This is a genomic window from Sphaerisporangium sp. NPDC051017 (assembly GCF_040683095.1).
In the GTDB taxonomy this organism is placed as follows: domain Bacteria; phylum Actinomycetota; class Actinomycetes; order Streptosporangiales; family Streptosporangiaceae; genus Sphaerisporangium.
In genome coordinates, this window is sequence record NZ_JBFBCI010000014.1 from 1 (window position 1) to 24,736 (window position 24,736).

Annotated in this window: 24 protein-coding genes and 1 pseudogene; 9 read left to right on the forward strand and 16 right to left on the reverse strand. The window is 68.2% G+C overall.

What is annotated here, in order from left to right:
* Positions 1–84 precede the first annotated feature (84 nt).
* Positions 85–252, reverse strand: coding sequence for a hypothetical protein (locus AB0M95_RS14380; RefSeq protein WP_363763663.1), 168 nt, complete (start codon positions 250–252; stop codon positions 85–87).
* Between the two features lie 117 nt (positions 253–369).
* Complete coding sequence (locus AB0M95_RS14385) at positions 370–1,140, reverse strand: class I SAM-dependent methyltransferase (protein WP_363763666.1); 771 nt, start codon at positions 1,138–1,140, stop codon at positions 370–372.
* Between the two features lie 223 nt (positions 1,141–1,363).
* Between AB0M95_RS14385 and AB0M95_RS14390 the strand changes: the two genes are divergently transcribed.
* Positions 1,364–2,539 (forward strand): macrolide family glycosyltransferase, encoded by a 1,176-nt coding sequence (locus tag AB0M95_RS14390; protein ID WP_363763669.1) that lies wholly within the window; start codon positions 1,364–1,366, stop codon positions 2,537–2,539.
* A gap of 48 nt (positions 2,540–2,587) precedes the next feature.
* Here the strand turns inward: AB0M95_RS14390 and AB0M95_RS14395 are convergent, their stop codons facing one another.
* The 7 genes from AB0M95_RS14395 to AB0M95_RS14425 all read right to left on the reverse strand — a co-directional run bounded on the left by AB0M95_RS14395 (position 2,588) and on the right by AB0M95_RS14425 (position 9,429).
* Positions 2,588–3,154, reverse strand: coding sequence for a DUF4240 domain-containing protein (locus AB0M95_RS14395; RefSeq protein ID WP_363763672.1), 567 nt, complete (start codon positions 3,152–3,154; stop codon positions 2,588–2,590).
* A gap of 133 nt (positions 3,155–3,287) precedes the next feature.
* The gene (locus AB0M95_RS14400) at positions 3,288–3,482 is read right to left on the reverse strand and encodes a hypothetical protein (RefSeq protein ID WP_363763675.1); all 195 of its coding nucleotides are present in this window, start codon (positions 3,480–3,482) and stop codon (positions 3,288–3,290) included.
* A gap of 290 nt (positions 3,483–3,772) precedes the next feature.
* Positions 3,773–4,804: a LacI family DNA-binding transcriptional regulator gene (locus AB0M95_RS14405; protein WP_363763678.1), complete on the reverse strand. Its 1,032-nt coding sequence runs from the start codon at positions 4,802–4,804 to the stop codon at positions 3,773–3,775.
* Between the two features lie 80 nt (positions 4,805–4,884).
* A complete protein-coding gene (locus tag AB0M95_RS14410; protein ID WP_363763681.1) occupies positions 4,885–6,384 on the reverse strand; it encodes a glycoside hydrolase family 13 protein in 1,500 nt (499 codons plus the stop codon).
* Positions 6,381–7,202 carry a carbohydrate ABC transporter permease gene (locus AB0M95_RS14415; RefSeq protein WP_358516658.1) on the reverse strand — a complete coding sequence of 274 codons (822 nt, stop codon included), beginning with the start codon at positions 7,200–7,202 and terminating at the stop codon, positions 6,381–6,383. The genes AB0M95_RS14410 and AB0M95_RS14415 overlap by 4 nt, the downstream gene beginning before the upstream one ends.
* The gene (locus AB0M95_RS14420; protein WP_363763684.1) at positions 7,199–8,122 is read right to left on the reverse strand and encodes a sugar ABC transporter permease; all 924 of its coding nucleotides are present in this window, start codon (positions 8,120–8,122) and stop codon (positions 7,199–7,201) included. The genes AB0M95_RS14415 and AB0M95_RS14420 overlap by 4 nt, the downstream gene beginning before the upstream one ends.
* Positions 8,122–9,429: an ABC transporter substrate-binding protein gene (locus tag AB0M95_RS14425; RefSeq protein ID WP_363763687.1), complete on the reverse strand. Its 1,308-nt coding sequence runs from the start codon at positions 9,427–9,429 to the stop codon at positions 8,122–8,124. Before AB0M95_RS14425 ends, AB0M95_RS14420 begins: the two co-directional genes overlap by 1 nt.
* Before the next feature lie 588 nt (positions 9,430–10,017).
* Between AB0M95_RS14425 and AB0M95_RS14430 the strand changes: the two genes are divergently transcribed.
* On the forward strand, positions 10,018–10,209 hold the full coding sequence (locus AB0M95_RS14430; protein ID WP_363763690.1) for a hypothetical protein: 192 nt from the start codon (positions 10,018–10,020) through the stop codon (positions 10,207–10,209).
* Positions 10,210–10,266: 57 nt separating this feature from the next.
* On the opposite strand, the gene AB0M95_RS14435 is transcribed toward AB0M95_RS14430, so the two are convergent.
* The 3 genes from AB0M95_RS14435 to AB0M95_RS14445 all read right to left on the reverse strand — a co-directional run bounded on the left by AB0M95_RS14435 (position 10,267) and on the right by AB0M95_RS14445 (position 14,088).
* A complete protein-coding gene (locus AB0M95_RS14435; protein ID WP_363763693.1) occupies positions 10,267–12,180 on the reverse strand; it encodes an alpha/beta hydrolase in 1,914 nt (637 codons plus the stop codon).
* Between the two features lie 178 nt (positions 12,181–12,358).
* Positions 12,359–13,903, reverse strand: coding sequence for a mannitol dehydrogenase family protein (locus tag AB0M95_RS14440; protein ID WP_363763696.1), 1,545 nt, complete (start codon positions 13,901–13,903; stop codon positions 12,359–12,361).
* Positions 13,900–14,088 carry a hypothetical protein gene (locus tag AB0M95_RS14445; RefSeq protein WP_363763699.1) on the reverse strand — a complete coding sequence of 63 codons (189 nt, stop codon included), beginning with the start codon at positions 14,086–14,088 and terminating at the stop codon, positions 13,900–13,902. Before AB0M95_RS14445 ends, AB0M95_RS14440 begins: the two co-directional genes overlap by 4 nt.
* Positions 14,089–14,375: 287 nt before the next feature.
* Here AB0M95_RS14445 and AB0M95_RS14450 point away from each other — a divergent pair.
* The 5 genes and pseudogenes from AB0M95_RS14450 to AB0M95_RS14470 all read left to right on the forward strand — a co-directional run.
* A pseudogene (locus AB0M95_RS14450) lies at positions 14,376–14,906 on the forward strand (IS30 family transposase); the annotation flags it as partial.
* A gap of 196 nt (positions 14,907–15,102) precedes the next feature.
* Entirely contained in the window at positions 15,103–15,564 is a 462-nt protein-coding gene (locus AB0M95_RS14455) for a PPOX class F420-dependent oxidoreductase (protein ID WP_363763702.1), read from the forward strand.
* 272 nt (positions 15,565–15,836) lie between these two features.
* Complete coding sequence (locus AB0M95_RS14460) at positions 15,837–17,162, forward strand: glycoside hydrolase family 18 protein (RefSeq protein WP_363763705.1); 1,326 nt, start codon at positions 15,837–15,839, stop codon at positions 17,160–17,162.
* A gap of 160 nt (positions 17,163–17,322) precedes the next feature.
* On the forward strand, positions 17,323–17,808 hold the full coding sequence (locus AB0M95_RS14465) for an HIT family protein (RefSeq protein ID WP_358516649.1): 486 nt from the start codon (positions 17,323–17,325) through the stop codon (positions 17,806–17,808).
* Positions 17,809–17,851: 43 nt separating this feature from the next.
* Positions 17,852–18,082, forward strand: a complete 231-nt coding sequence (locus AB0M95_RS14470; protein WP_363764007.1) for an NAD-binding protein — start codon at positions 17,852–17,854, stop codon at positions 18,080–18,082.
* 48 nt (positions 18,083–18,130) lie between these two features.
* Here the strand turns inward: AB0M95_RS14470 and AB0M95_RS14475 are convergent, their stop codons facing one another.
* The 4 genes from AB0M95_RS14475 to AB0M95_RS14490 form a co-directional block, all read right to left on the reverse strand.
* A complete protein-coding gene (locus AB0M95_RS14475; RefSeq protein WP_363763708.1) occupies positions 18,131–19,144 on the reverse strand; it encodes a zinc-binding alcohol dehydrogenase family protein in 1,014 nt (337 codons plus the stop codon).
* Positions 19,145–19,227: 83 nt separating this feature from the next.
* Complete coding sequence (locus AB0M95_RS14480; protein ID WP_363763711.1) at positions 19,228–21,084, reverse strand: APC family permease; 1,857 nt, start codon at positions 21,082–21,084, stop codon at positions 19,228–19,230.
* 209 nt (positions 21,085–21,293) lie between these two features.
* On the reverse strand, positions 21,294–22,208 hold the full coding sequence (locus tag AB0M95_RS14485) for an aldose 1-epimerase family protein (protein WP_363763714.1): 915 nt from the start codon (positions 22,206–22,208) through the stop codon (positions 21,294–21,296).
* Positions 22,209–22,253: 45 nt separating this feature from the next.
* Positions 22,254–22,436: an amino acid--tRNA ligase-related protein gene (locus tag AB0M95_RS14490; protein WP_363764010.1), complete on the reverse strand. Its 183-nt coding sequence runs from the start codon at positions 22,434–22,436 to the stop codon at positions 22,254–22,256.
* 246 nt (positions 22,437–22,682) lie between these two features.
* On the opposite strand from AB0M95_RS14490, the gene AB0M95_RS14495 reads away from it, so the two are divergent.
* Together AB0M95_RS14495 and AB0M95_RS14500 are read left to right on the forward strand one after the other, a co-directional pair.
* A complete protein-coding gene (locus AB0M95_RS14495) occupies positions 22,683–23,933 on the forward strand; it encodes a transposase (RefSeq protein WP_363763716.1) in 1,251 nt (416 codons plus the stop codon).
* Positions 23,934–24,388: 455 nt separating this feature from the next.
* Entirely contained in the window at positions 24,389–24,682 is a 294-nt protein-coding gene (locus AB0M95_RS14500) for a hypothetical protein (protein WP_358516641.1), read from the forward strand.
* Positions 24,683–24,736: the final 54 nt, after the last annotated feature.

Genomic DNA, 24,736 nt, shown 5'->3' on the forward strand with positions numbered 1-24,736 from the left:
CCCCGGGGCCCCCCCCGCCCCACCCGGGGGTTGGGGGCCCCGGGGCGCGGGCCCCGGTCCCCCCCCCCCCCGGCCCGCGGCCCGTCACCGATCGGACGCCTCCCCCGAGACGGCGAGGCCCGGCCGGTAGGGATCGGCCGCCGGGGGAGCGGTGGTGGCGGGCGCGAGCAGCCGTCCCGTGGTGGGGTCGTCCCCGCCCTCGGGCAGGGCGCCGTCGGGAAGCCGGATGGCGCCGATGAGCGATGCGGTCATGGGGCGATTTTCACCGACACGACGGTCATCCGCGCGACCTGGAGGCGGTGAAAAGGCCCGGCGATGTGCCCGGGGACGCCGAGACGAGGCCGTACCTCGGACCGGGTGTCTCCGATCTCAGACCGTCCGGTTCACCGTCTTCGTGAACCTGACCAGCCGGTACACCGGGTCCGGCCGGGGCGTCTCCTGGTCGGGCAGGGCCCGGAGGCGGTCGCACAGCTCCGTCAGCGTGCCGGCGTCGGCGGCCTTCGTCCAGGCGGGGCGGCGGGCGAGTAGGGAGGCCGCCCAGGCCCGGGGGGAGAGTCCCTGGCCGTTGCCCGGGAATGTGGTCTCACCGGCCGGTTCCAGGTTCAGGGCCGCGACCAGGCCGGCCACCCGGGAGGCGGCGTCGGACCGAGGGGCCGGGTGGCGGGCGCGTACCGGGACGATCAGATCGGCGGTGTCGCAGGGGGTGGCGAAGTACGCGGCATCCTTGTCCACCGTGGTGATCAGGGCTCCGCCGGGGCGCAGGACGCGGGCCGCCTCCGAGAGTGCCGCCGCGGACGCCGTCTCGTCCAGCAGGTGGAGCAGCCAGATCATCACCACGGCGTCCACGGACGCGTCGGCCAGCGGGACGCGCGTGACGTCGGCGACGGTGACGCGGCCGGGCAGGCGGCCGGACGCGATGCGGGCCATGCCAGGGGAGAGGTCGACGCCGACGACCCGGCGCGCCGGGAACCGGGCCGTCACGATGCCGGTGCCGCAGGCCAGGTCGGCCAGCGACTCGACGCCGGGAGGCAGCAGGCTCCCCACGGCCTCGGCGGCGCTCGCCGCCCGGGCGTCACCACCGCGCGTGCGATCGTACGTGGGCGCTTCGAGGTCGTAGTTCAGCACTGGTTCATTGTCCACGTTCCCTGTCCACGCACGGGGCCCACACGGACCGCCGGCGAGATGGGCTAGTGTCCGAGGCGTGATCGACTCGATTCGGATGCGCGCTGCCTGAGGCGGCGCGACTGCCGGGCCTGCCCGCCGCCGGGCGGCCCCTTCTGAGTCATTCCCTCTCGCAGGGGCGAACTCCTGCGCGCCGTCGGAACACCTTCTTGTGAAATCTCGAGAATCCGACGAGGACATCATGCGTACGCGCGAACACATCGCCATGATCGGCTGCACGGCGCCGAGTCACATCTACCCGTCACTGGCCCTCATCAAGGAACTCGTGGCCCGCGGCCACCGCGTGAGCTACGCGGTCGGGGAGCCCTTGGCCGGGCTGGTCGAGCCCACCGGCGCCGAGATCGTCTCCCACCCGTCGCTGCTGCCGCTCGGCGACCGGAGCTGGCCGGACGACCCCGCCACGGCCATGCGGGTCTTCCTCGACGAGGCCATCGCGGTGCTGCCGCGCCTCATCGACCGCTACGACGGCGACCGGCCCGGCCTGCTGCTGTACGACATCGGCGGGCTGCCCGCGCCCGTGCTGGGCGTGCGGTACGGCATCCCGGCCGTGCAGCTCTCGCCGACGCTCGTGGCCTGGGACGGCTACGAGGAGGACATGGCCGAGACTCTGCACGCGATCCGGACGTCCGAGCCGGGCAGGAGCTACCATGCGGCGTACACGGCGTGGCTGCGCGAGAACGGCATCGAGCGGGACGCCTGGGACTGGCTGGCGCGCCCCGAGCACGTCCTGTCCCTCATCCCGCGGGCGATGCAGCCCAACGCCGGGCGGGTGTCGCCGAACGTGCGGTTCGTGGGGCCGTGCCTCGACCCCGCGCGCCTGGCGGACACGAGCTGGACGCCGCCGGAGAACGGCCGGCGGGTGCTGCTCGTGTCGTTCGGCACCGCCTATACCGACCAGCCCGCCATCTATCGGGCCTGTCTCGACGCCTTCACGGGTTCGGACTGGCACGTGGTGATGGCCGTGGGCGCGCACACCGACCTGGCGGCACTCGGGGCGATCCCGGCCGGGTTCGAGGTGCACCGCACCGTACCGCAGCTCGCCGTGCTCGCCGCCTCCTCGGCGTTCGTCACCCACGCGGGGATGGGCGGCTGCACGGAGGCGCTGTGGTTCGGGGTGCCGACGGTGGCGATCCCCCAGGCCGTGGACCAGTTCGGCAACGCCGCGATCCTGGAGGAACTCGGCGTCGGCAGGTACCTGCCCGCCGGCGAGGTCACCGCGGCGACGCTGCGCGCGGCGGTCGAAGCGGTCACGGAGTCGGCCGAGGTCGCCACCAGGCTGGCCGAGATCCGCGCGACGGTACGGGCACACGGCGGCGTCGGCCGCGCGGCCGACGCCGTGGAGTCGTTCCTCCACTGAGGGAGCCGAGCATGCGGGCCTGTTGAGCGGGTCCGCGGGCCGGACGCTTCACGCGGGGGCGGCTAAGGGGAAGGCCGCGCAGAGCCGGGGAAGGTGGCGTGCGTGCTCGGCCTGGCCTCCCTCGATGCCGTCGTCGGCAGGTGCGGGGCTGGTCGGAAGGTTGATGCCGTGCTCGTCCAGAGCACGCCAGAGGCCATGCTCCTCACCTGTCACCCGCTCGTACGCGTAGTTGGCCGTGTAGTCGAGAATCTCCCATTCGGGCGGCTCGGCATCGTCGCCGCCGGACGCCAGGCGCCGGACCTCGGGCGCGTCGAGGAGGGTTTCGGGGTCGGCGGTGGCTCGCTCGTACACCTGCCGACCGAGGCCGATCACCCACGCCTGGAAGTACCAGAAGACGTCGTCGGAGCACCAGCCATCGTTGAGGAGCATGGCGGCGCCCCACATCGGCCAGGTGTCGGCGGCCTTCCTCACCTCCGCGTGGCGCAGTTCGAACTCAATGATCTCCGCTGGGGTGCGCCGGGCGAGTTGCTCGACCAGCCACTCGGCACGCTCGTCGAGATCCTCTGTATGCGCACGGGCGCCTTCGAGCAGGGCCCAGTACCCGTCGATGTCCATGCGGAGAAGTCTCGCGGTCCGCACCGACATTTTCGGCGCCGCGCGACGGACGGACCGCGACGTAATGCGGCGTGGACGGCGGGTCGATCGCCGGCGCCGCCTTTACGTACAGGTTGTCGACCAGCGCGGCAGGTCACGCATTGGGGATGTCCTCCTTTGCGGCGATCAACATCTTGCGGGGGAGGACGACCAGTGCCTCATCCTGTCCGATGCTCACGTCTGGGGGGAGACGGTGGGCGTACTCTGCCGTCAGGTCTCTTCCTATGGCCGCGATGTCGCCATTGTCGAGCTCCCACAGGTCTGGACATGACGGATTATTGTCGGTCATACCCAACTCGGCGGCTGATTTTCCCAGTCGTCGCTTGAATGACGCGGAAGCGTCTGCTTCCCACCTCGCCGACATAACACCCCTTTTAGTGAGCTGCTATTGCGAAGAATTGATTTTAACACGCCATTCAAAGTCGGACAATGAGGATGATAAGGACATCGCTTTGTCTGCTCAATCTGATGTCGCCCTGCCCTCCGGCTGGTTGCCGTCGGGTGGTGCCGGAGCATGCAAAGCACGCTTCGGCACCACCCGGCAGGTGTCTGCTGCTCCCGGGGCGCGCATGGGTGGTCTCAGAGCCGGCATGGTCGGCTGCTGGAGTCGCGGATGATGAGGCGGGGGGCGAGGAGCCTGCCCTGAGTGGGCGGGGCCTGGGGTGCGTTGAGGAGTTCGAGGAGCAGGTTCATGATGGCGCGGGCGACGTCTGCGACGGGCTGGCCGATGCTGGAGATGGCCATGGCGTAGGCCGTGGGTGTGTCGTCGAATCCGATGATGGCCAGGTCCTTTCCGGGACGCAGGTCTCGGTGCAGGGCCTCGTGGTGGATGCCGACGGCGATGGTGTCGGTGGCGGCGATGATCGCGGTGGGGGGTTCGGGGGTGCTGAGGAGGCTGGCGGCGGCCTGCCTGCCTGCGGCGATGGTGTCGTCGGCGCGGGCGTCGAGGTCGGTCGGCAGTGCGTTCAGGCGCATGGCGTCGTGCCAGCCGCGGGCACGGCGCACGCCGACGGCCAGGTGCTCGGGCCAGCCGATGTAGCCGATTCTGCGGTGCCCCTGGGAGACGAGGTGGTCGACCGCCTGGTGGATGCCGTTCTCGTCGTCGACGTCGACCCAGGAGTAGGTGGTGGGACGGAGGAGGGTCCGGCCGAAGGAGACGAAGGGGACATCCTTGTCCAGCAGGAGTCCGGGCCGGGGGTCGTCGGCGACGATGTCGTAGAGCACCACCGCGTCGACCGCTCCGGCTCGCCACAGTTGCGACGCGGACGCCGCCTCGGCGGCGGCGTCGTCGGCGGTGAACAGCTGGATGTGATGGCCGGAAGGGCGGGCGGCCTCGGCGAGAGCATGGAGGAAGCGGTCGTGGATCGAGCCGACCGCCCCGGTGGAGGTGGGCTCGATCCGGAACCCGATGATGTGCGAGGTGTTGGCCCGCAGGGCCCGGGCGGCGCGGTTGGGCTGGTAACCCAGTTCCTTGATCGCCGCCTCGACCTTCTTACGGGTCTTCGGCAGGACCCGGTCGGGCCTGTGCAGCACGTTGGAGACGGTCTGCGCCGACACCTCAGCACGGGCCGCGACATCAGCGAGTGTAACCGGCTGATTACGGCCTGACACCAACGGTCTTCCTTTCCCGACGGAGAACTGAGCGCGAACTCACGCTGCCGATGATGGAGAACCAAGCGCGGACAAGCATCCTATTGCCACCACACGCAGGTCTCCTTAGGAATGAGCACGGCCCCGTCATCACGGATCGGCGGCAGTGGAGCGCTGGACAGGACCGGACTGCCCGGCGCGGTGATCGCAATGTCACGGTCGCTGAAATTGGTCGTGCACGTCAGCGAGGACCGGGAGAAAACGAGCACTCCTTCCGGCGCGTCATGCCAAGCCAGCTCTCCGGCGAAGGAACGTCTGAGCCGCAGGGCATGGCGATACAGGGCGAGGGTCGAGTCGGTGCGGCGCTGCTGGGCCTGCACGGAAAGCTCGGCCCAGTCCGCGGGCATCGGCAGCCATGGCCTCCCGGTCTGGCTGAATCCGAACGCCGGTGCCTGCGCGGTCCATGGGAGCGGGATGCGGCACCCGTCGCGGCCTCGGTCGGCTCCGTCGCTGCGACTGAAGGTCGGGTCCTGGAGAGCCTCGTCGGGCAGGTCGAGGACTTCGGGCAGGCCCAGTTCCTCGCCTTGATAGAGGTAGGCCGAACCGGGCAGGGCGAGCATGAACAAGGTGGCGGCCTGGGCGCGGGCCGCTGATCCCAGGCGAGTGCGGTGCCGCTGCACATCGTGGTTGGACAGCACCCAGGTGGGCGAGGAGCCGGCGGCGAGCGACCGGTCGACGACCGCGCGCACAGCGGGGGCCTGCCAGGGGGCGAGCAGGAACGGGAAGTTGAAGGCCTGGTGGAGTTCGTCGGGCCGGGTGTAGAGCGCCAGCCGATCGGCGGTGGGCGCCCAGGCCTCGGCGACGCCGATCCGGTCCCCGGGATAGGAGTCGAGGATCTTGCGCCAGCGACGGTAGACGTCATGGACGCCGTCCTGGTCGAAAAACGGCAGGACGTCCAGGCGATGGTCCTGGCCGGCGTATCCGACATCGGGCAGGCCGTCGGCCTTGAAGAGGCCGTGAGCGACGTCGATGCGGACCCCGTCGACGCCGCGATCGAGCCAGTATCGCAGGATGTCGGCGTACTCGTCCGCGACCTCGGGGTTATGCCAGTCGAGGTCGGGCTGCGTGGCGTCGAACAGGTGCAGGTACCAGTCATCGCCGTCGGGGGCCGGGCTCCATGCGGGGCCGCCGAACACCGACTCCCAGTCGTTGGGCGGGCCGCCATCGCGGCCGGGCCGGAAGATGTAGCGCTTGCGCCGGTCGTGGGAGTGGAACCAGGGATGGGTGTCGGAGGTGTGGTTGGGAACCAGGTCGATGATGATGCGCAGGTTCAGGGCGTGGGCGTCGGCCAGCAGGGCGTCGAAGTCGGCCAGCGTTCCGAAGACGGGGTCGACGTCGCGGTGGTCGGTGATGTCGTAGCCGCCGTCGTTCATGGGCGAGGTGTAGAAGGGGGTCAGCCAGATGCCATCGACGCCCAGGTCGTGCAGGTAGGGCAGTCTGCTGCGGACGCCGTCCAGGTCGCCGATGCCGTCGCCGTCGGAGTCGGCGAAGCTGCGCAGGTAGACCTGGTAGATGACGGCGTTGGTCCACCAGGGGCTCACTTGACTCCTCCTGCGGTCAGGCCGTCCACGATGCGCCGCTGGCAGATCAAGACGAGGACGACCAGGGGAAGGGTCAGCACCGTCCCGGCGGCCATCTGGGTGCCGAACGGCTGGTCGAATCCGTACTGGCCGGTGAAAAGGGAGAGGATGACGTTGGCGGTCATGTTGTCCTTGCGGTTGACGACGCTGGCGGCGATCATGAATTCGTTCCACGCGGCGATGAACGTCAAGATCGCCGTGGTGAACACACCGGGCGCCGCCAGCGGCAGGATGATCCGGTAGAACGCCTGGAACGGGCCGCATCCGTCCACTTGGGCGGCCTTCTCCAGCTCCATGGGCATCTGACGGAAGAAGGCGGTGAGGGTCCAGATCGCCAGCGGCAGCGTGAAGCTGATCGTGGGCAGGATCATCGCCTGGTAGGTGTTGATCCAGCCCACCGAGATGAACGCCTCGAGCATCGGGACCAGGATGGTGATGCCGGGGAACATGGCGGTGCCGATGATCGTCGCCAGGATCAGTCCTTTGAACCGGAACTCCAGGCGGGCGATCGCATAAGAGGTCAGCACGGCCATGACGAGGACCGCGATCGTGGTGATGCCCGCGACGACGACGCTGTTGAGCAGAGCCTTTGCGAATCCGTTGGAGGGGTCGAAGGCCGCCCGGTAGTTCTCCAGCGAGGCCGGGGAGGGGATCGGGCTGTTGGAGAACTGGTCGGCCGGCCGGCGCAGGCTGGAGATCACCATCCAGGCGAAGGGCGCCAGGCAGTAGGCCACGAGCGCGACGGCGCCCGTGGGCCGCAAGAGACGCTGACGGTTCATGAGGCCCCCCGGCGGGTCACGTCCGCGCCGAACAACCGGACGAACGCGAAGGCGACGGCAACGACGTAAACGAACAAGATGGCGGCGTAGGCCGAGGCGGGACCGAAGCGCAGGTTGCTCATCTCGTCGTAGGCGAGCATCGACAGCGTCTCCACCGAATCCTTGCGCGGACCGACCAGCACATACGGCAGGTCGAACATTCTCAGGACGTCCAGGATCCGGAACAGCACCGCGACGGCGAGTACCGGCCGCACCATCGGCACGGTGATCCGCCAGAACGTGGTGAACGGCTTGGATCCGTCGACCCGGGCGGCCTCGTAGACCTCCCGTGGAATCGCCTGGAGGCCGGCCAGGACGAGCAGGCCGATGAACGGGGCCGTCTTCCAGGTGTCGGCCACCACCACCGCGACCCAGGAGGAGAACGCGTTACCGGTCCACACCACGTCGGCGGACAGCACCGCGTTCGCGACGCCGTCCGGCGCGAAGATCCACCGCCACAGCAGCGCCGACACCGCGGTGGGGATGGCCCAGGGCACCAGGATGGAGGCGCGGATCAGACCCCGTCCGCGCAGCTCCTGGCTCATGATCAGTGCCATCGCGACGCCGATGACGACCTCGATCGCGACCGACACGACGGTGAAGGTGGTGGTGTTCCACAGGGCGTTCAGGAAGCGGCCGTCGACGACCGCGTAGTTGGCCAGGCCGAACCGGGTGCTGGTGACCTTGAATCCGGTGGCCGGGTCGATGCGGGTGCTGGACACCTCGAACGACATGCGCAGTGCGGCCAGGATGGGATAGCCGACGACCAGGAGCAGCGCGATCAGCGAGGGAGAGACGAACAGCAGGGCCAGTCGTCCCTCCCGCGCCCTGCGCTTGTTCCGGGACAGACCGGGCACAGGACGCGGCAGGGTGTGCGTCACTACTTCGAGACCACCTTGAGCAGACCGGCCTGCATGTCGGTCAGCGCCTGGTCCACCGGCTTGGTGCCGCTGATCGCCGCGTAGGCGTTCTCCTGGATGACCGCGGTGAAGTCGCCGTAGGCGACGACCCGCGGCCGGGGCGCGGCAGTGTTGATGGAGTCGCGTAGCACCGGCAGGTAGGGGTACTTCTTCACCAGTTCGGAGTCGGTGTAGAGGTCGGCGTAGGGCGGGGCGGCCGAGGAGGCCTCCAGGTTCTTGCGGGCGTTGTCCTCACTGGCGAAGAAGCTGATGAAGTCCAGCGCGGTCGCCTTGTGCTTGGCGAACGCGCTGACGGCCAGGTTCAGCCCGCCCAGGCTCGACTTGCCGGGACCGGTGAGGCCGGGCAGTGGCGCGACGCCGAACTTGCCCGCCACCTTGCTGGAGCCGTCGCTCTTGTTGGCCAGCTCCCACTGATACGGCCACTGCCGGTGGAAGATCAGCTTGCCGGCCTGGAAATCGCGGCGGCCCTCCTCCTCCTTGAAGGAGATGGCGGACTTGGCGATCGTGCCGTCCTTGAAGGAGTCGGCCAGGAACGCCAGCCCCTTCCGGGCCTCGTCGGTGTCGACCGTCGGCTTGCCTTCGGCGTCGACGATGGAGCCTCCGGCCGAGTCCACGGCCTCGGCGAAGTTGACGGTCAGGCCCTCGTACTTGTCGAACTGGCCCGCGTAGCACGACAGGTCCTTGCCCTGGGGCAGCGCCTTGATCTTGGCGCAGGCGTCCTTCATCTCCGCCCAGGTGGTCGGCGGCTGGACGTGCGCGGCGTCCAGGAGATCCTTGCGGTAGAACAGCAGGCCGCCGTTGGTGTTGTAGGGGACGGCGTAGAGCTTGTTGAAGTACGTGGCCGTCTCGACGACCGCGGGGATCATCTTCCCGGTCGGGACCTTGTCGGCGGGCAGTTCGTCGATCCACCGGTTGGCGGCGAACTCCGCCGTCCACACCACATCCATGTTGAGGACGGTGTAGGCGTCGGACTTGGTCTGGGCGTTCTGGATGAACAGCTGGCGCTGCTGGTCGGCGCTCTCGGGCAGCTCGACGAGCGTGACCTTCTCCGCCGGGTGGTCGGTGTTCCAGCGGTCCAGCTGCGCCTGTACGGTGCCGGTGGTGTCCTTGGAGGACGCCAGGGTGATCGGGCCGCGATCCTGCACGGGGGTGGGGGTGGGGGCGCCGTCGGCGGCCGGGGCAGAGGGGCTGCCGCAGCCCGCCGCCGCCAGGCCCACGGCCACGACGCCGGCGGCCAACAGTCGCCTGGACGCTGGGGGGTTCCGCATGGTGATCTCCTTGATCCCTACACGCTGTTTTAGCGCTAAAACAAGAAACCTGGAGATGTGCTGGCCCGTCAAGAGCGAGCTTGGCAGCGTTACCCAGGAGTTATGCGCCACCGCCGTGGAGCTCACCTCTTGACAGGGTTAACTTGTGAGGTTGATCATGAGCGATCAATTGTAGCGTTAAACAACCCGCCTGGACGGCGGCTTCCAGATCCGCGACGGCCGCGACACCGCCGCCGCCCTCGGGATCTGGGGATCTCCGCGGCCGCCGGCATCGGCGGACCGGACCAACTGCGAGGTCTACCTGCCCTGCCTCACGACCGCCTTCACCCGCCAGAACGCCGCCGTGTCGATCACCAACTTCGGTGACAAGGTCACCCTCGGCGGCGCCGATTTCGTCCTCGTCCACTCCCGGGTGACGATTGACAGGGTGACCGAACCGGCCGCATGAAACCGGGTGTCCACGCCCCGGGGGAAGCCCAGCGAGGCGGGGACCCCACGTTGGCGCCGCATCGTGTCCTTCGCTCATCGGCGGGGTTCCCAGTGAAGGTCAGGCTTACCATGATCAGTGCCACGAGGATCCAGCCGAGCGTGGGAAGCACAAACGAGGGGTTCCCGCCGAGCGGCACACCGCCGTTCCAGGCGTTGATGCTCAGCTGCGTCGTCGCACCGGTGGGGAGGAGCGCCTTGACCAGCGGCATCGAGCCGGACCCGATGAGGCCGACCCACAGCGACAGCCCGATCGCGCCGAAGGCGACCGGCAGGGCCGTCACTTGGGCGTGACCCCTACCCGGCGAACGCCGCGCACCCCAACTACACCGACAACTGCGCGGAGCCCATTCACAACATGGTCACGGCTCTGGTGCATGTCATGACGGTCACGATGATGGACACCGCGATAGCCGGGAGATACGGGTTGCGGGTTGCCTTATAGACCAGCCGGGTGATGATCGTTGCAATGGGAACAATGGCAATCACAATGATTGCCGCGTTGACTGGAGTAAAGACGGCAAAGCCCATTTCGTCCAGAGGCGTATTCCCGGTGGCAACAAAGAAGATATACACAAAGGCAACGAGCAAAAGTGCACCGAGGGTATTGAAAACTACGTTTATCAGGAGGTTGACCCATTCCCTCTTGTCAATGCGAATGTAATTGAAGACATTGGTGGCAACGGAAAGGATAATATAGAAGACCAACAAGAAGGGGAGGTATTTTAGGGATTCAAGAATCTTGTCGGCCTGGAAGGTGTTAAACCCTAGAACCGTCCAGAAGTGGAAGTCGGTTCTAAAGAAATAGTCAACGAGAAAAACGATGGCGTATGTGGACGCAGTCGCCAGCACGCCAAGCAATACGGTCTTCCAAACCGTACCCTTCGCTAGAATAATGCCCTGTTCCCGCAGGTCAAGACCCTTTTTCTTGGCGTATGTGCGATAGTTCACGAACAAGATGAAGAGCATAAAAAGAGCACAGACCAGCGCCCATGCGCCCATGGAGAACGATGCCCCCTGAGCGAAGAAGCTCGGCTTGTGAATGGCGGATACCCAGTAGACGATCACAAAGGAGATCCCGCCGAACAGCGCAGCTACAGACATCCCTGTCCACAACCAGATCTTTCCCCCGAGGTCAACCTCTCTGATCTGTACCGGCTCCTTCGCCTTCAATACCCTAAAGGCTTTGGTTCTCAGCATGACGAGAACGAAGCTTACCAAGAACATGAACAGGCCAATAATACCGATAACGCTGAAGACCGTTTTCCACTGCCAGATCTGATTGTCATAGGCGATGGGTTCGGGGGCCGGCAAGGATGTGTCGAAGAACTCAAGGCTATCGCTTGCCACGCCTGAATCCATAAGACTCCAAGGATGGATTATCGGCTCATCGTAGAGGACTCTGATGGCCTCTCTGCCATCGATATTTTCCTTGTAAATAGTATGGCTGTCCCGCTCTTCAAGCCCACTGGGGTCCTTGCCGAAGTTCAAGAAAGACTGGACAACCTTCTGGTGTAGATAATCGCGGGGAGCACTGACTGTGCCGTCCTCACGCACAACGCGGTTGAACGTGACGTCGTACTGTGCCGTGATGAGCCCGACATCCCGGCTGCCGAACACATTGAGATAGTCCTTGTTCGATTCTTGAAGAAATGCACCGAACGCCTGGCCTTTGACCATTGTAGGATCATTGACCACATACAATGCGGAAGCGATCAGATGTTTCTCCGCCGCACTGTCCAGCATCACTGCCATGTCTACGGCAAACGCACCATTTGAGTTTCCGGTGATGCCGATACCGGATTGATTCACGTAAGGCAACGTGGCCAGATATTGAACACCCTCGTAAAGGCCGTTGTACATGTATTGAGGTTCCGCGGCGTCTGAATGTCCATGACCGTACATGTCGATGGAATAGACCACATACCCTCTGCGAGACAACTCAATATAGTACTGATCCGGATATTCGCTGTTGAGGCTCCCGCCATGAGCTGCCACGACTGCGGGCGCGGGAGTGTCGGCCGTCGCATTTTTGGGGATGAAAAGTTGACCGGCCAATAGATGGCCCGACGGCGTTTCCCAGCTTATTTGCTTTATAGTGACAGAATTCCCCACCGTCTTGATCAAGCTTGCTCCCACCCCGCCGACAAGGCAGAGAGCCAATGCGATGACCAGCATGAACGCAGGATTTTTCACGGAGAGGACCTTGCTCTTTGCAAACGCTCTTCCCGCCTCCGCAGGAATACGCCCTTCTTTCAGTTCCATGATTTACCTTCCTGGGTCAACTGATAGTTGAAACAACTAGCCGCTTACCGACACACAAGGTGTCAGTGACGTTTTACCTGCATACTTCTCTTAGGGCTTGCTAAAAGCTGCGGTGCTATTCGCAGTACCGCACGGGCCTGTCGGGTCCGTGGGGTCGTCGGATCCGGCGGGTCGCCGCTCAGTCGCCGATACGCGCGTTCTCGCCTCGGGACCCGTCTTCCACGAGCGCACGGACGGTCGCCGCCGCACCTCGTTCGATGAGCGATTCCAGGGCCTCGAGATAGACCTCGCGGAAGCGATCATCCTCGGCGAGATCGCCGAAGTACTTCCTGTTCGCGATGAAGGCGATCGGGTTCTCGCGCTGTGTGCGCGCGATGCGGACCAGTTCGTCCGCATCGCGATCAACCACGTAGATGGGCTCGCCTTGCTCGTCCACCCCCTCGGCGTACCGGGCCCAGCTGGCGACGATCGCCGCGGAGCGACGAATATCGCCGCCTGCGCGCAGCTGCTCCCTGATCACGGGGAGCAGCCACTTCGGGATGCGGTCGCTGGATTCGGCGCACAACCGGGCCAGTGTGTCCCGGATCGCGGGATTGGCGAAGCGCTCGATGAGGGTCGTCTTGTAGGCGTCGAGGTCGACGCCGGGGACAGGACGCAGCGTCGGTGTCGCCTCCTGGTCCATATAGTCGCGGAGGAAGGACCCGATCGCGGGGTCCGCCGTCGCCTCGTGCGCGTACCGATGACCGCTGAGGTACCCGAAGTACGCCATGCCCTGATGGCTCGCGTTGAGCAGCCGGAGCTTCATCAGCTCATAGGGTTCGACGTCCTCGACCAGTTGCACGCCGGCCGTGTCGTACGGCGGACGCCCCCCGGGGAAGCGATCTTCGAGCACCCACTGGAAGAAGGGCTCGGCGACGACCGGCCACCGATCGGTGATACCGAACTCGTGCTCCACGAGCCGGCGGTCCTCGTCGGTGGTGACAGGCGTGATGCGGTCGACCATGGAGTTGGGGAAGGCGACCTGGTCGATCACCCAGCGTCCGATCTCGGGATCGCGGAGCGACGCGAAGGCCGAGAACACGGTCCGGGCCTTGTCCCCGTTCCCCTGGATGTTGTCGCAGGACATGATCGTGAAGGGCGCGATGCCGCGCTCGCGACGACGCGCGAGCGCTTCGAGCACCAGCCCGAAGACCGTCTGCGGGACCGCGCCCGGCGCAAGGTCGGCCTGGATGGCGGGCGTCGACGAGTCGAACGCGCCGGTGACCTGGTCGAAGCTGTACCCACCCTCCGTGATGGTGAGCGAGACGATGCGGACCCCCGGATCCGCGAGAAGCTCGATCACCCTTTCCGGGTCGTCCGGCGCGAACAGGTAGTCGATGATGCTGCCGATCACGCGGGCGTCCACGCGTCCATCGGGGTGCTTCCGCACCAGGGTGTACAGGCCGTCCTGCGCAGAGAGAGCGTCGCGCATGGCGACGTCCCCCGGCAGCACGCCCACGCCGACGATGCCCCATTCCTGACCCGAGCCTTCCTTGAGCAGCTCGTCGACGACCACGGCCTGGTGCGCGCGGTGGAAGCCTCCGACACCGAAGTGGACGATCCCGGCGCGGACCGAGGCGCGATCGTATCCGGGCAGCTCCACCTCCGGGTGTGACGCCGCGACCTTCGCCAGTGCGCTTTGCGACAGGGGCGAGGTCTTCGTCTTCTGGTTCTGCTGTGTCATTTGATCGCTCCCATCGCGAGTCCACGGACACGTTGTTTCTGCGCGATCCAGCCCGCCGCCACGACGGGAAGGATCGCAATGGTCGAGGCCGCCGAGAGGATGGCGAGAACCTGACCCCGGGCGTCGACGAAGCTCGTGAGGAACCGCGGCTTGGTGCGCGCCACGGTCGCCGTGAGGAGATTCACGAGGGGGCTCCGTCCACGTTGTCCTGCACGTCGCCATAGTTGATCGAGACCGCGGAGTTCGATCCCAAGCGGTGAAGGCAATCGGACCTTTCGGAAGTTCGGCGGGTCAGGGACTTACCTGGAGGAGTAGGCGTCCTGCCTCGTTGGGCTTTGACCTTGGCGGTCTCGACGGACAGATCCGTGAGGGAGTGGTCCGTGGGGAAGCAGCGTCGCTCGCTGACGATGGCCGACCGGGAGGAGATTTCGCGGTGCTTCGCCTTGAATCTGGCGAATAATGGTCCCTCGATCAGATCGCCGGGCGTCTCAAGCACGAGCGGGCCTGCGAAGAGGCGGTGGACACGGTGTCGCACGAGGCGATTTACACCTGGATGTACGCCTTGCCCAAGGGGGAGCAGGGACGGCTCGGCGTCGACTTGCGGTCGGGTCGTGAACAGCGAAAGCCCCGCGGCCGTAAGAGATCACCGGGAGCCCGGATTGTCGGGATGTGCTCCATCGACGACCGGCCTGCCGAGGTGGCAGATCGGCAGATTCCCGGCCATTGGGAGGGAGACCTCGCCATTGGTGAGAACGGGGCAGGCACGGCGAGCGCCTTGGTTAAGCGCAGGAGCCATTTCGCTCTGATTGTCCCGCTTCTGTTCGGGCGAACGTCCGACATGGTGTGCGGCGCGTTGATCGACACGGTCAAGGACGTGCCCTCCCAGCTGATCAGGTCGATCACGTGGGACCAGGGGTCGGAGATGGCCGCGCACGCGGCGTTGAGAGGGGCCCACGCGGGCCGCGGTTCAGGCGATTTTCATCAGCAAAGCTCACGCCGGTAGTCTGTTCCATGCCCCAACGGCATGGTCAAGCGGCTCGATCCAAAGAACTCCGAGAAGCGCCGGCTGGGGTTCGGACGCGGCTGTCAGCGCGATGAATGCAGCACGCTTTAGGCCGCACCGGTCTTCGGCCGGTCACCTGCCTGCGCGAGGTGGCGGGCACGCGGGGCGGTGTGCGGGGACGTCGTACAGTGAGGGCATGAGTCCGAAGATCGCGACCACGGACGTGGTCGGCCGTGAGCAGCTTCTCGACTTCGCGCGCGACCGTCACCAGGCGATCCTGATCACGCGTCGGCGGGACGGCGGCGTGCAGGCGTCGCCGGTCACCTGCGGGGTGGACGGCGAGGGCCGCGTCGTGGTGTCCACCTATCCTGAGCGCGCCAAGGCCGTGAACGCGCGCCGCGACCCGAACGTCAGCGTGGTGATCCTCTCAGATGACTTCGGCGGGGCCTGGGTGCAGATCGACGGCACCTGCGAGGTCCTGGACATGCCGGAGGCGCTGGAGCCGCTGGTGGAGTACTACCGGGTGATCGCGGACGAGCACCCGGACTGGGACGAGTACCGCGCGGCCATGGAGCGCCAGGGTAAGTCGCTGCTGCGCGTGACCCCGGTGAGCTGGGGCCCGATCGCCACGGGCGGCTTCCCGGCACGCCTGGCCTGACCGGTTCCCCGCGGGACGCGGGCGCGCCCTCCCGCGGGAGGTAACGCGTGTCCTTACCGGGGAGGTCTTACGGGTCCCCCGGGACGGGTTCCCCCGGATCCCGCTCGGCGGGAGCGTACGCGAAGCTTCCCGTCGAGGCAGGGATCTTGGACGGACGCGTCGATGCGTGATCGTGCATTGACGCCGCGCACGGAGGGCTCTACGATCCGAAAAACTTATAGGAAACTTTCCTATGAGTATTCAGCTCCCCAGAGCAGCGAGTGGAGACGGCCGTGCGACGACCTTTCCAGCACCTTCTCACAGCGGCGCTCGCCGCCGGGCTCGCCGCGGTGGCCATACCTGCCCAGGCCGCCACCTCGGCCCACGCGATCGCGTCCGCGTCCGCCGCGTCCATCAAGAGCCACACGCGCGACCACGACGGCGGCGACCGCTTCAAGCGGGTCGCGTACTTCACCCAGTGGGGCATCTACGGCCGTAACTACCAGGTCAAGGACGTCGAGACCAGCGGCGCCGCGGCGAAGCTGACCCACATCAACTACGCGTTCGGCGCCGTCGACGCCTCGCTCAAGTGCGTGTCCGTCGACCCCTGGGCCGACTGGCAGCGGCCGGTCTCCGCCGAGCAGAGCGTGGACGGCGTCGCCGACGCGCCCGGCCAGGCGCTCAACGGCAACCTCAACCAGCTCAAGAAGCTCAAGGCCGCCCACCCCGGCCTGAAGGTCCTGATCTCGCTCGGCGGCTGGACCGGCTCGAAGTACTTCTCCGACGCCGTGCTCACCCCGCAGGCCCGCGGCGCGCTCGCCGCGTCCTGCGTCGACCTGTGGCTGAAGGGGAACCTGCCGGGCCTCGCGGCCGGCGCGGGCGCGGGTGTGTTCGACGGCATCGACCTGGACTGGGAGTGGCCCGGCTCCGAGGGCAACGCCGGCAACATCATCCGGCCCGAGGACAAGCGCAACTTCACCCTGTTCGTGGCCGAGCTGCGCCGCCAGCTCAACGCCTTCGACCGCAAGAGCCAGCTCACGGCGTTCCTGCCCGCCGCCGCCGCGAAGATCGACGTCGGCTTCGAGGTTCGCGACGTGTTCCGCAACCTGGACTTCGCCACCGTCCAGGGCTACGACCTGCACGGCTCGTGGGACCCGATCACCGGCCACAACGGCAACCTGTTCCCCGACCGCAGGGACCCGAACGCGATCAAGTACAGCGTGGACACCACCGTCCGCGACTTCCTGTCGCGCGGCGCCCCCGCCAAGAAGATCGTCGTCGGCGTCCCGGCGTACGGCCAGGGCTGGACGGGCGTGAAGGCCACCGGCGACGGGCTGTGGTCCCCGGCCACCGGCCCCGCGCCGGGCGTCTGGGCGGCGGGCAGCGAGGACTACAAGGTCCTGGCCGGCAAGCCGGGCAAGCGGTACCGCGACCTGCTCACCGGCGCGATGTGGCTGTACGACGGCAACGAGTTCTGGTCGTACGACGACCCGGCGTCCCTGGCCCAGAAGGCCGTGTACATCCGGCTGAAGGGGCTCGGGGGGTCGATGATGTGGTCGATCGACGGGGACGACGCCAAGGCGTCCCTGACGTCGGCGCTCTACAAGATCCTGCGCTGACGGAAGACCACCAGGCGGGCCCGGTACTCCCCACAGGGAGTGCCGGGCCCGCAGGCTTTCGGGCGGGCGGGCCGTCTGGCCTGGTCAGAGGGCCGCGCGCGTGACGCCGTCCGCCGGGGGCCGCGGAAGGTCCCGATTCGGGGCGAGGAATCATTGAAGGATGGACAGCTCAGGCGATGTATGCGCGTTCTGCGACATCCTTGAGGGCAGGGCGGAAGCGAGCCTGGCCTTCCAGGACGACCGCACGATTGTGATCATGGAAAGCAACCCGGTGAACCCGGGGCACGCCCTCGTCATCCCGCGAGTCCACGCCGCCGGGCTCGAAGACCTCGACGAGGAGGTCGGCGTCCACATGTGGCGGATCGCCCAGCGGGTCGCGGTCGGCCTGCGGCACTCGGGGCTGCACTGCGAGGGCATCACCATGTTCCTCGGCGACGGCGAGCCCTCGCTCCTCGGTGTCTTCCATGCCCACGTCCACGTCTTCCCGCGCTTCCAGGGGGACGACTTCGTGATCGACGCCGACTGTGAGCCGCGCGACCGCAGGCTGCTCAACCAGGAGGCGTGGGTGCTCAGAGAGGCCATGAAGGCCCTCGCCAAACCCCCGGGCGCGCCGGCCGACCGCGCGCGGACGCCCAGCCGAAGCTGACGCGGGCGCCGGCGCCGACGGGAGGGGAACGATCGCGCCCGCGCTGCGCAACCGCCTGGACGACGTCCTCGGCGGCGACCATGAAGGCTGGTTCACGACCCGGCTCGGCGCCAAGGACGTCCGCCTGCCGGCCGAGGTGGCGGAGACGCACGGCCTGACCCTGCCCCTCGCCCGGCTGGTCGAGCGCCGGTACGAGCAGGCCGCGGCGGCGGGCTTCGGGGACGCCGACATCGGCGCCGTCGTCGAACTCGTCCGCGACCGCGCGTCCGGCTGACCGGCCCTGTCCTGGTGGCCCCGTCCGGCGGCTCGGTCCCCTGGCGGGTCAGCCGCCAATGTGGAGGACGGCCGCGCCGTTCACCCGGTCCGCCGCGAGGTCGGCCAGCGCCTGGTCCGCGCGGTCGAACGGGTACGGGGTCGTGGTGACGCTCAGCGGGTGCCGCGTGGCCAGGTCGAGGAACGTCCGGCCGTCCTCGCGCGTGTTCGCGGTGACGCTGCGCAGGCCCCGCTCGTAGAACAGGTGGTCCTGGTAGTTCAGCGGCGGGACGTCGGTGAGGTGGATGCCCGCGACGGCCAGCGTCCCGCCCCGGTCGAGGGCGGCGAGCGCCACGGGGACGAGATCGCCGACCGGGGCGAACAGGATGGCCGAGTCCAGCGGCTCGGGCGGAGGGTCGTACGCGCCGCCCGCCGAGGCCGCCCCGAGCTCCAGCGCCAGACGCCGCGCCGCCAGGGACCGGGTCAGCACGTGCACGGAGGCGCCCTGCGCGATCGCCACCTGGGCGGTCAGGTGCGCCGAGGCCCCGAAGCCGTAGACGCCGAGCCTGCCGCCCGGCGGAAGGTCGGCGCGGGCGAGCGCGCGGTAGCCGATGATGCCCGCGCACAGCAGCGGGGCCAGGCGCTCGGCGGGCCGGTCCTCCGGCAGCGTGTAGACGTAGTCCTCCGGCGCGGTCGTGTACTCGGCGTACCCTCCGTCGGCGTCCCAGCCGGTGTACCGCGAGTCGGGGCACAGGTTCTCCAGGCCGCGCAGGCAGTACCGGCACCGGCCGCAGGTCCGCCGCAGCCAGGCCACCCCGACCCGCGTGCCGTCCGGCAGACCCGCTCCGGGGCCGCGCGCCACGACCCGGCCGACCACCTCGTGCCCGGGGACGGTGCCCGGCCGTTTCGGCGGCAGGTCGCCTTCGGCGAGGTGCAGGTCGGTGCGGCACACGGCGCACACCTCGACCTTGACCAGGACCTCCCCGGGCCCCGGCTCCGGTACGGGCAGCCGCACCCGCTCAAGAGGACGCGTCTCCATCGGCCCGGGCCGCCGCACCACCCAGGCGCTCATGGTCTCACCCATGCCCCCATGCTCACACGCCCGCGTTGCCCACCCCATGGAGGGAACGATTCACCCGGCAAGAAGTTCGGCCTTCACGCCGGATTTCAGGCCAGCGCCGAAAGGCGGAACCGCATGCGGCAGACCACGGCGCCGCTCATCCGGCGCAGCCCCCGCGCCAGGACGGCGCCCCGCTGGTTCTGCAGGAACCGCATCCAGGCGTGCTCGGGCTCGATCTCGGCGATCAGCACGAACACGTGGGCCTCACGCAGCGAGGCCAGGTAGGTCGCCAGGGGCCGGGCGAGGCGCCGGTGGGCGTCGTGGATCAGGACGAGCTCGACGTCCGGGTGCCAGCGCTCCCATTCCTCGACCAACGCCCGGCCTTCGTCCTCGTCGTCCGGATACGTCACATGGACGGCGACGACGCGGTCGCCGAGGGAGAGCGCCGCCGCGAGGGCGTCGCGGGTGAGCCGGTTCACCGCGTGCACGGGCACGACGACGACCGAGCGGCGGGGCCTCGGCGGCGTGGGCACCACGCCCAGCTCCAGTTTGCGGCCGATCCGCGCGTACGCCCGGTTGACCCACTCCATGCCGAGCACGATCAGCGGCAGGGCGGCGACGACGATCCAGCCGCCCTCGCCGAACTTGGTGGCGGCGATCACGAGGACGGCGACGCCGGTCATCAGCGCGCCGAAGCCGTTGAGCGCGGCCTTCCGCCGCCATCCGGAGGGCCGCTCGGCGAGCCAGTGCCGCACCATTCCCGCCTGCGACAGGGTGAATCCGACGAACACCCCGATCGCGAACAGCGGGACGAGCTTGTTCATGTCGCCGCGCGTGCCGACCAGCAGCAGCGCGGCCGTGACGGCGAGGAACACGATGCCGTACCGGTGGACCTGCCGCTCGACCCGCAGCGCGAAGAAGTGCGGCAGGTTGTTGTCCTTGGCCAGCAGCTTCGCCAGGACGGGCAGCCCGCCGAAGGAGGTGTTGGCGGCCAGCGCGAGCAGGATCACGGTGGAGAACTGGACGACGTAGAACAGCGGCCCGTCCCCGAGCGCGGCCCGCGTGACCTGCGCCAGCACCGTGATCCCGTGCACCGGGCCGATCGAGAACCTCTGGATGAGGGCGGCCACGCCGATCAGCATGATCCCGAGCACGGCGCCGAGCGCGACCTCGGTCCGCTGCGCCCGGCGCACGCGCGGCTTCCTGAAGGTCGGCACGGCGTTGGCGATGGCCTCGACCCCGGTCAGGGCCGCGCAGCCGTTGGCGAACGCCCGCAGCAGGAGCAGCGCGCCGACCGTCTCCAGCCCGTGGGCCTGGGCGGCGTGCTGGACGGGGGTCGCGGGCGCGGCGCGCAGCAGACCCACGACGATGACCAGGCAGATCGCGCCGACGTAGATGATCGTGGGGCCGATGAAGGCGCGTGCGCTCGTGCCGACGCCCCGCAGGTTGACCAGCGTCACGGCGAGCACCACGGCCAGGCACAGCCAGGTGGTGTACGGAAGCAGCTCGGGGAAGGCCGAGGTCAGCGCCGCCACCCCCGCCGCGACGGAGACGGCCACGTTCAGGACGTAGTCGACGATCAGGCTGGCGCCCGCGACCAGGCTCGCCCGGCGTCCGAGGTAGGCCTTGGCGACGCCGTACGCGCCGCCGCCCTGCGGAAAGCTGGCGATCACCTGGCGGTAGGAGATCGTCAGCACGGCCAGCAGGAGCACGATCGCCAGCGTGACGGGGACCGCGTAGCCGAGCCCAGCCGCGCCGGCGAGCGCGAGGACGAGCACGATCGCCTCGGGGCCGTACGCGACGGACGCCAGGGCGTCGAGCGAGAGCGCGGCGAGGCCGCCGGGGACGCTGAGGCGGTGTCTCTCCGTGTCCGGGGTGCCGATCCTGCCGGCGAAGCCCTTCCTCGGAGGGGTCTTGCGGAGGGCTGCTCTTCCGAAGGAAGTGGCACGGGTGATGGCGGGCATCGCATCCGTCTCCTACCTGCGGTTACCCTTCCATCCTGCGCCCAAAATCCTGATTTATGGTCATATGTACCGGTTCTTGACGCCGTTCGCCGCGATCCGCACGTCATCTTTATGCCGGGTCGTCCGGACGTGGAAGCCACTGGGCCATAGCCAGAACCGATCACGAACGGGCGGCCGTGCGGGTCAAGAGGGCGGGTCAAGAGGGCGGGTCAGAGGGCGGCGATGCCCCAGTGGTGCGTCACCTGGTCGCCGGGGCCGAGCCGGATGACGTCCTCGCCCGTCCCGAACGCGTTGGGCGGGCAGCTCATCGGCTCCACCGCCAGCCCGGCGCGGCGGTACGGGCCGGTCAGGCTGTCGCCGGTGAAGAGCTGAAGCCACGGGACGCCCTCGCCCGCCCACAACTCGACGCCGCGCGAGCCGTCCGCCGTGGTGAGCCGGACGTGCACCAGCCCGTCCTTCTCGCGGGTCAGGTCGGTGAAGGGGGTGTCCAGCGCCAGATCGTCGATCGGCCGCGCCGTCCGGAAGTCGTACGCGGTGCCCTCGACGTCGCTGCCGCCGACGGGGATCTTGCGCTCGTCCACCTGGAGCCACCGCCCGGCGGGAAGCTCCAGCACGGCCGACTCCAGCGGCTCGCCCACCGTGAGGTACGGGTGCGCGCCGAAGCCGTACGGCGCGTCGGTGCCGCCCGCGTTCGCGGCGGTCAGCTCCACCCGGAGGCCCGAGGCGCCGAGCGCGTAGGTGACCGTGAAGTCCAGGATGTGCGGGTAGCCGGCCTGCGGGAACAGCCGCAGGCCGAGGGTGACCGAGGCCTCGTCGCCGGAGACCAGGCGCCAGGGGAGCGTCCGGGTGAAGCCGTGCGCGGCGTTCATGTACTTCGGCTCGGTGAGCGCGAGTTGGCGCTCCTGCCCGTCGAAGGTGTACCGGCCTCCGTCCACGCGGTTCGGCCACGGCAGCAGCAACACCCCCGCCGAGCCGGGCGGCTGCCGGTCCTCGGGGTAGTCGACGATCAGCGGCCGGTCCTCGAAGGTCAGGGCGCGCAGGCCCGCGCCGACCTCCGTGACGACGGCCTCGTAGCCGTCGGCGGCGATGACGTGCTGGACCCCGGTGGGCGCGATGGTCGTCACCCGTCAATTCAACACCACCGGGGTCAATTCACACCGAAGTGGCGCTTACGGCGTCAGGCGGTGCAGGTCACGGGGGAAGAGCGTCGTCTGGCGCACGTTCGCCGCGCTCGTGAAGCGCGCCGTCCAGCGTTCCAGACCGATCGCGAACCCGCCGTGCGGCGGCATGCCGTGGGCGAACGCCGCCAGGTAGCCCGCGTAGGCCTCCGGGTCCTCGCCCCGGGCGGCCAGCTTGGCAGGAGGTTCACCAACAGGTGGATGTGCTCGGCCTCACGGGTGAACCCGCGCAATTCGCTGTCGCGGTCATCGGCACGCGTGGCGCATGATCTGTTCGGTGCGTTCCAGGTGCGCCTTGGTGAAAACGGAATGCCGGGAACCTGGTGATAGAGACCAAGTCGCCGTGTAGGCGAAAAGCACTGCCTGCGGGTCATGATGGCTCTGTGTAATCGTCGGTAAACCGATGGTAAGTTTCTGGGTGTGCGGCTTCGGTACAACACCCGCCTCTACCCGAGTGCCGGTCAGCGGCAAGCGTTGGCCCGGGCGTTCGGGTGTGCGCGGATGGTGTTCAACGACGGGCTGCGCGCCCGGCAGGAGGCCCACGCGGCCGGGTTGCCCTACATCTCCGATGGCGAGCTGGCCAAGCGGGTGATCACCCAGGCGAAGAAGACACCTGAGCGGGCGTGGCTGGGTGAGGTATCCGCGGCGGTGTTGCAGCAGGCGCTGGCGGACCTGAACGCCGCCTACCGCAACTTCTTCGCCTCGATCACAGGCAAGCGCAAGGGTCGTAAGGTCGCTGCGCCCCGGTACCGGTCGAAGAGGGACAACCACCAGGCTATACGTTTCACGAAGAACGCCCGGTTCTGTGTGACGGCAGGTGGGAAGTTACGCCTGCCGAAGATCGGGGACGTGCCGGTTCGCTGGTCACGCGCCCTGCCGTCCGAGCCGTCCTCGGTGACAGTGGTCATGGACGCCGCTGGACGGTATTTCGCCTCGTTCGTGGTCCAGGTCGCCGAACGACCCCTCCCGGCGGTTGACGCTGAGACCGGCGTCGACCTCGGCTTGGGCCACTTCGCGGTGTTGACGGGCGGCCGGAAGATTGACGCCCCGCGTTTCCTGCGCCGCGCCGAGAAGAAGATCAAGCGCCTGCAGCGGGCGCTGTCGCGCAAGCAGAAGGGATCGAACAACAGGGCCAAGGCCCGCCGCGCCGTGGCGCGTCAGCATGCCAAGGTCGCCGATGCGCGCCGTGAGTTCCACCATCGGGAATCCACAAAGATCATCCGTGAGAACCAAACGGTGGTCGTGGAGGACCTGGCCGTGGCGGGGCTGGCGCGTACCCGGCTGGCCAGGAGCGTTCATGACGCGGGCTGGTCGGCGTTCGTCGGCATGCTGGAGTACAAGGCCGCCCTGTACGGCCGGGCCTTTCACCGGATCGACCGGTGGTTTCCCTCCTCGAAGTTGTGCTCGGCCTGCGGCGCCCTGGCCGGATCCATGCCGCTGGGCGTCCGGTCGTGGACCTGCCCGTGTGGGGCGGTCCACGACCGGGATGTGAACGCTGCGATCAACATCCTCGCCGCCGGACGGGCGGAGAGGTTAAACGCCTCCCACACGCGTGGGCGGGACGGCGGATGCCGTCCCGGTGGAGGGCAGGTCAGACCACCGCTCGCGGTGGCGCGGCCCAGTGAAGCAGGAAGCCACAGAGGTGCCGCGTGTACGCGCGGCACGGACTGAATTCCCGGCCCTGGCTGGGAAGCGCGTCAATCGTCTCCGTCGTCGTGGGGCGCCCCAGGTTAAGGCGGTGCCCGCCGGCGGTCCCTGACACCGGGGTTTCGGTCTAGGGGCACCCGACAAAAATCATGAGGGGTGGGGATTGGGGTCTGCATGAGAAAGATGCGGTGTTTGTCTTGAAGCATGTAATACGACGGTACGACCGAACCCGTCCCCCGGTGGACGCCGGGAACGCGGATCGGCTGAGGATATGCGTACGGTGATCCGGCGATAGCGGGTCCTGCGACGCTCGGTGGTGACCAGCGATGGCCATCGTGGCCGGCGGCGCCACGTCGCACCCGCGCGCCCGTCGCGGCCTGCAACCGCACGGGCGCTCCCCGCGCGTCCCTCGCGCGCGTCGCTCGCCGCCTGCCCGAGGTACGTACCGTCTCGGCGCTACGGGGTCGGAGGGACGTGGCATGAAAACGATCACCACGGCGGCGCGCGAGGAGAAACCCGAGGCCCCCGCGGAGGGGGCCGAACTCCTGCGGCTGTGTGACCATCTGGGGCGGCTCGGGCTGAGGTCCGAGCTCTGTGACGCCGGGACCGCGCTGCTGGTGCAGCGCCCGGACGTGGGCCTGCCGCTGTGGGTCTTCGTCGGGTACGGCGGCGCGTACTACTCCTGGCAGTCGGCCGAGAAACGGCACCTGGTGTGCGACGCCGCGGGTGCCGCGCGCGTGCTGGCCGACTACATCAGCGGGCGGGTCTACTGACGCGGGCCCGGTCCGGCGGGGGATCTTCGATCCCCCGCCGGGTTCATCCGGTCA

What these genes read in the sequence shown, in the direction of transcription:
- AB0M95_RS14475 (WP_363763708.1), bottom strand. Translation starts at nt 19,144, where the DNA reads ATGGGTGAGACCATGAGCGCCTGGGTGGTGCGGCGGCCCGGGCCGATG.
- AB0M95_RS14425 (WP_363763687.1), bottom strand. Translation starts at nt 9,429, where the DNA reads ATGCGGAACCCCCCAGCGTCCAGGCGACTGTTGGCCGCCGGCGTCGTG.
- AB0M95_RS14390 (WP_363763669.1), top strand. Translation starts at nt 1,364, where the DNA reads ATGCGTACGCGCGAACACATCGCCATGATCGGCTGCACGGCGCCGAGT.
- AB0M95_RS14435 (WP_363763693.1), bottom strand. Translation starts at nt 12,180, where the DNA reads ATGGAACTGAAAGAAGGGCGTATTCCTGCGGAGGCGGGAAGAGCGTTT.
- AB0M95_RS14480 (WP_363763711.1), bottom strand. Translation starts at nt 21,084, where the DNA reads ATGCCCGCCATCACCCGTGCCACTTCCTTCGGAAGAGCAGCCCTCCGC.
- AB0M95_RS14440 (WP_363763696.1), bottom strand. Translation starts at nt 13,903, where the DNA reads ATGACACAGCAGAACCAGAAGACGAAGACCTCGCCCCTGTCGCAAAGC.
- AB0M95_RS14465 (WP_358516649.1), top strand. Translation starts at nt 17,323, where the DNA reads ATGGACAGCTCAGGCGATGTATGCGCGTTCTGCGACATCCTTGAGGGC.
- AB0M95_RS14395 (WP_363763672.1), bottom strand. Translation starts at nt 3,154, where the DNA reads ATGGACATCGACGGGTACTGGGCCCTGCTCGAAGGCGCCCGTGCGCAT.
- AB0M95_RS14455 (WP_363763702.1), top strand. Translation starts at nt 15,103, where the DNA reads ATGAGTCCGAAGATCGCGACCACGGACGTGGTCGGCCGTGAGCAGCTT.
- AB0M95_RS14415 (WP_358516658.1), bottom strand. Translation starts at nt 7,202, where the DNA reads ATGAACCGTCAGCGTCTCTTGCGGCCCACGGGCGCCGTCGCGCTCGTG.
- AB0M95_RS14500 (WP_358516641.1), top strand. Translation starts at nt 24,389, where the DNA reads ATGAAAACGATCACCACGGCGGCGCGCGAGGAGAAACCCGAGGCCCCC.
- AB0M95_RS14400 (WP_363763675.1), bottom strand. Translation starts at nt 3,482, where the DNA reads ATGACCGACAATAATCCGTCATGTCCAGACCTGTGGGAGCTCGACAAT.
- AB0M95_RS14380 (WP_363763663.1), bottom strand. Translation starts at nt 252, where the DNA reads ATGACCGCATCGCTCATCGGCGCCATCCGGCTTCCCGACGGCGCCCTG.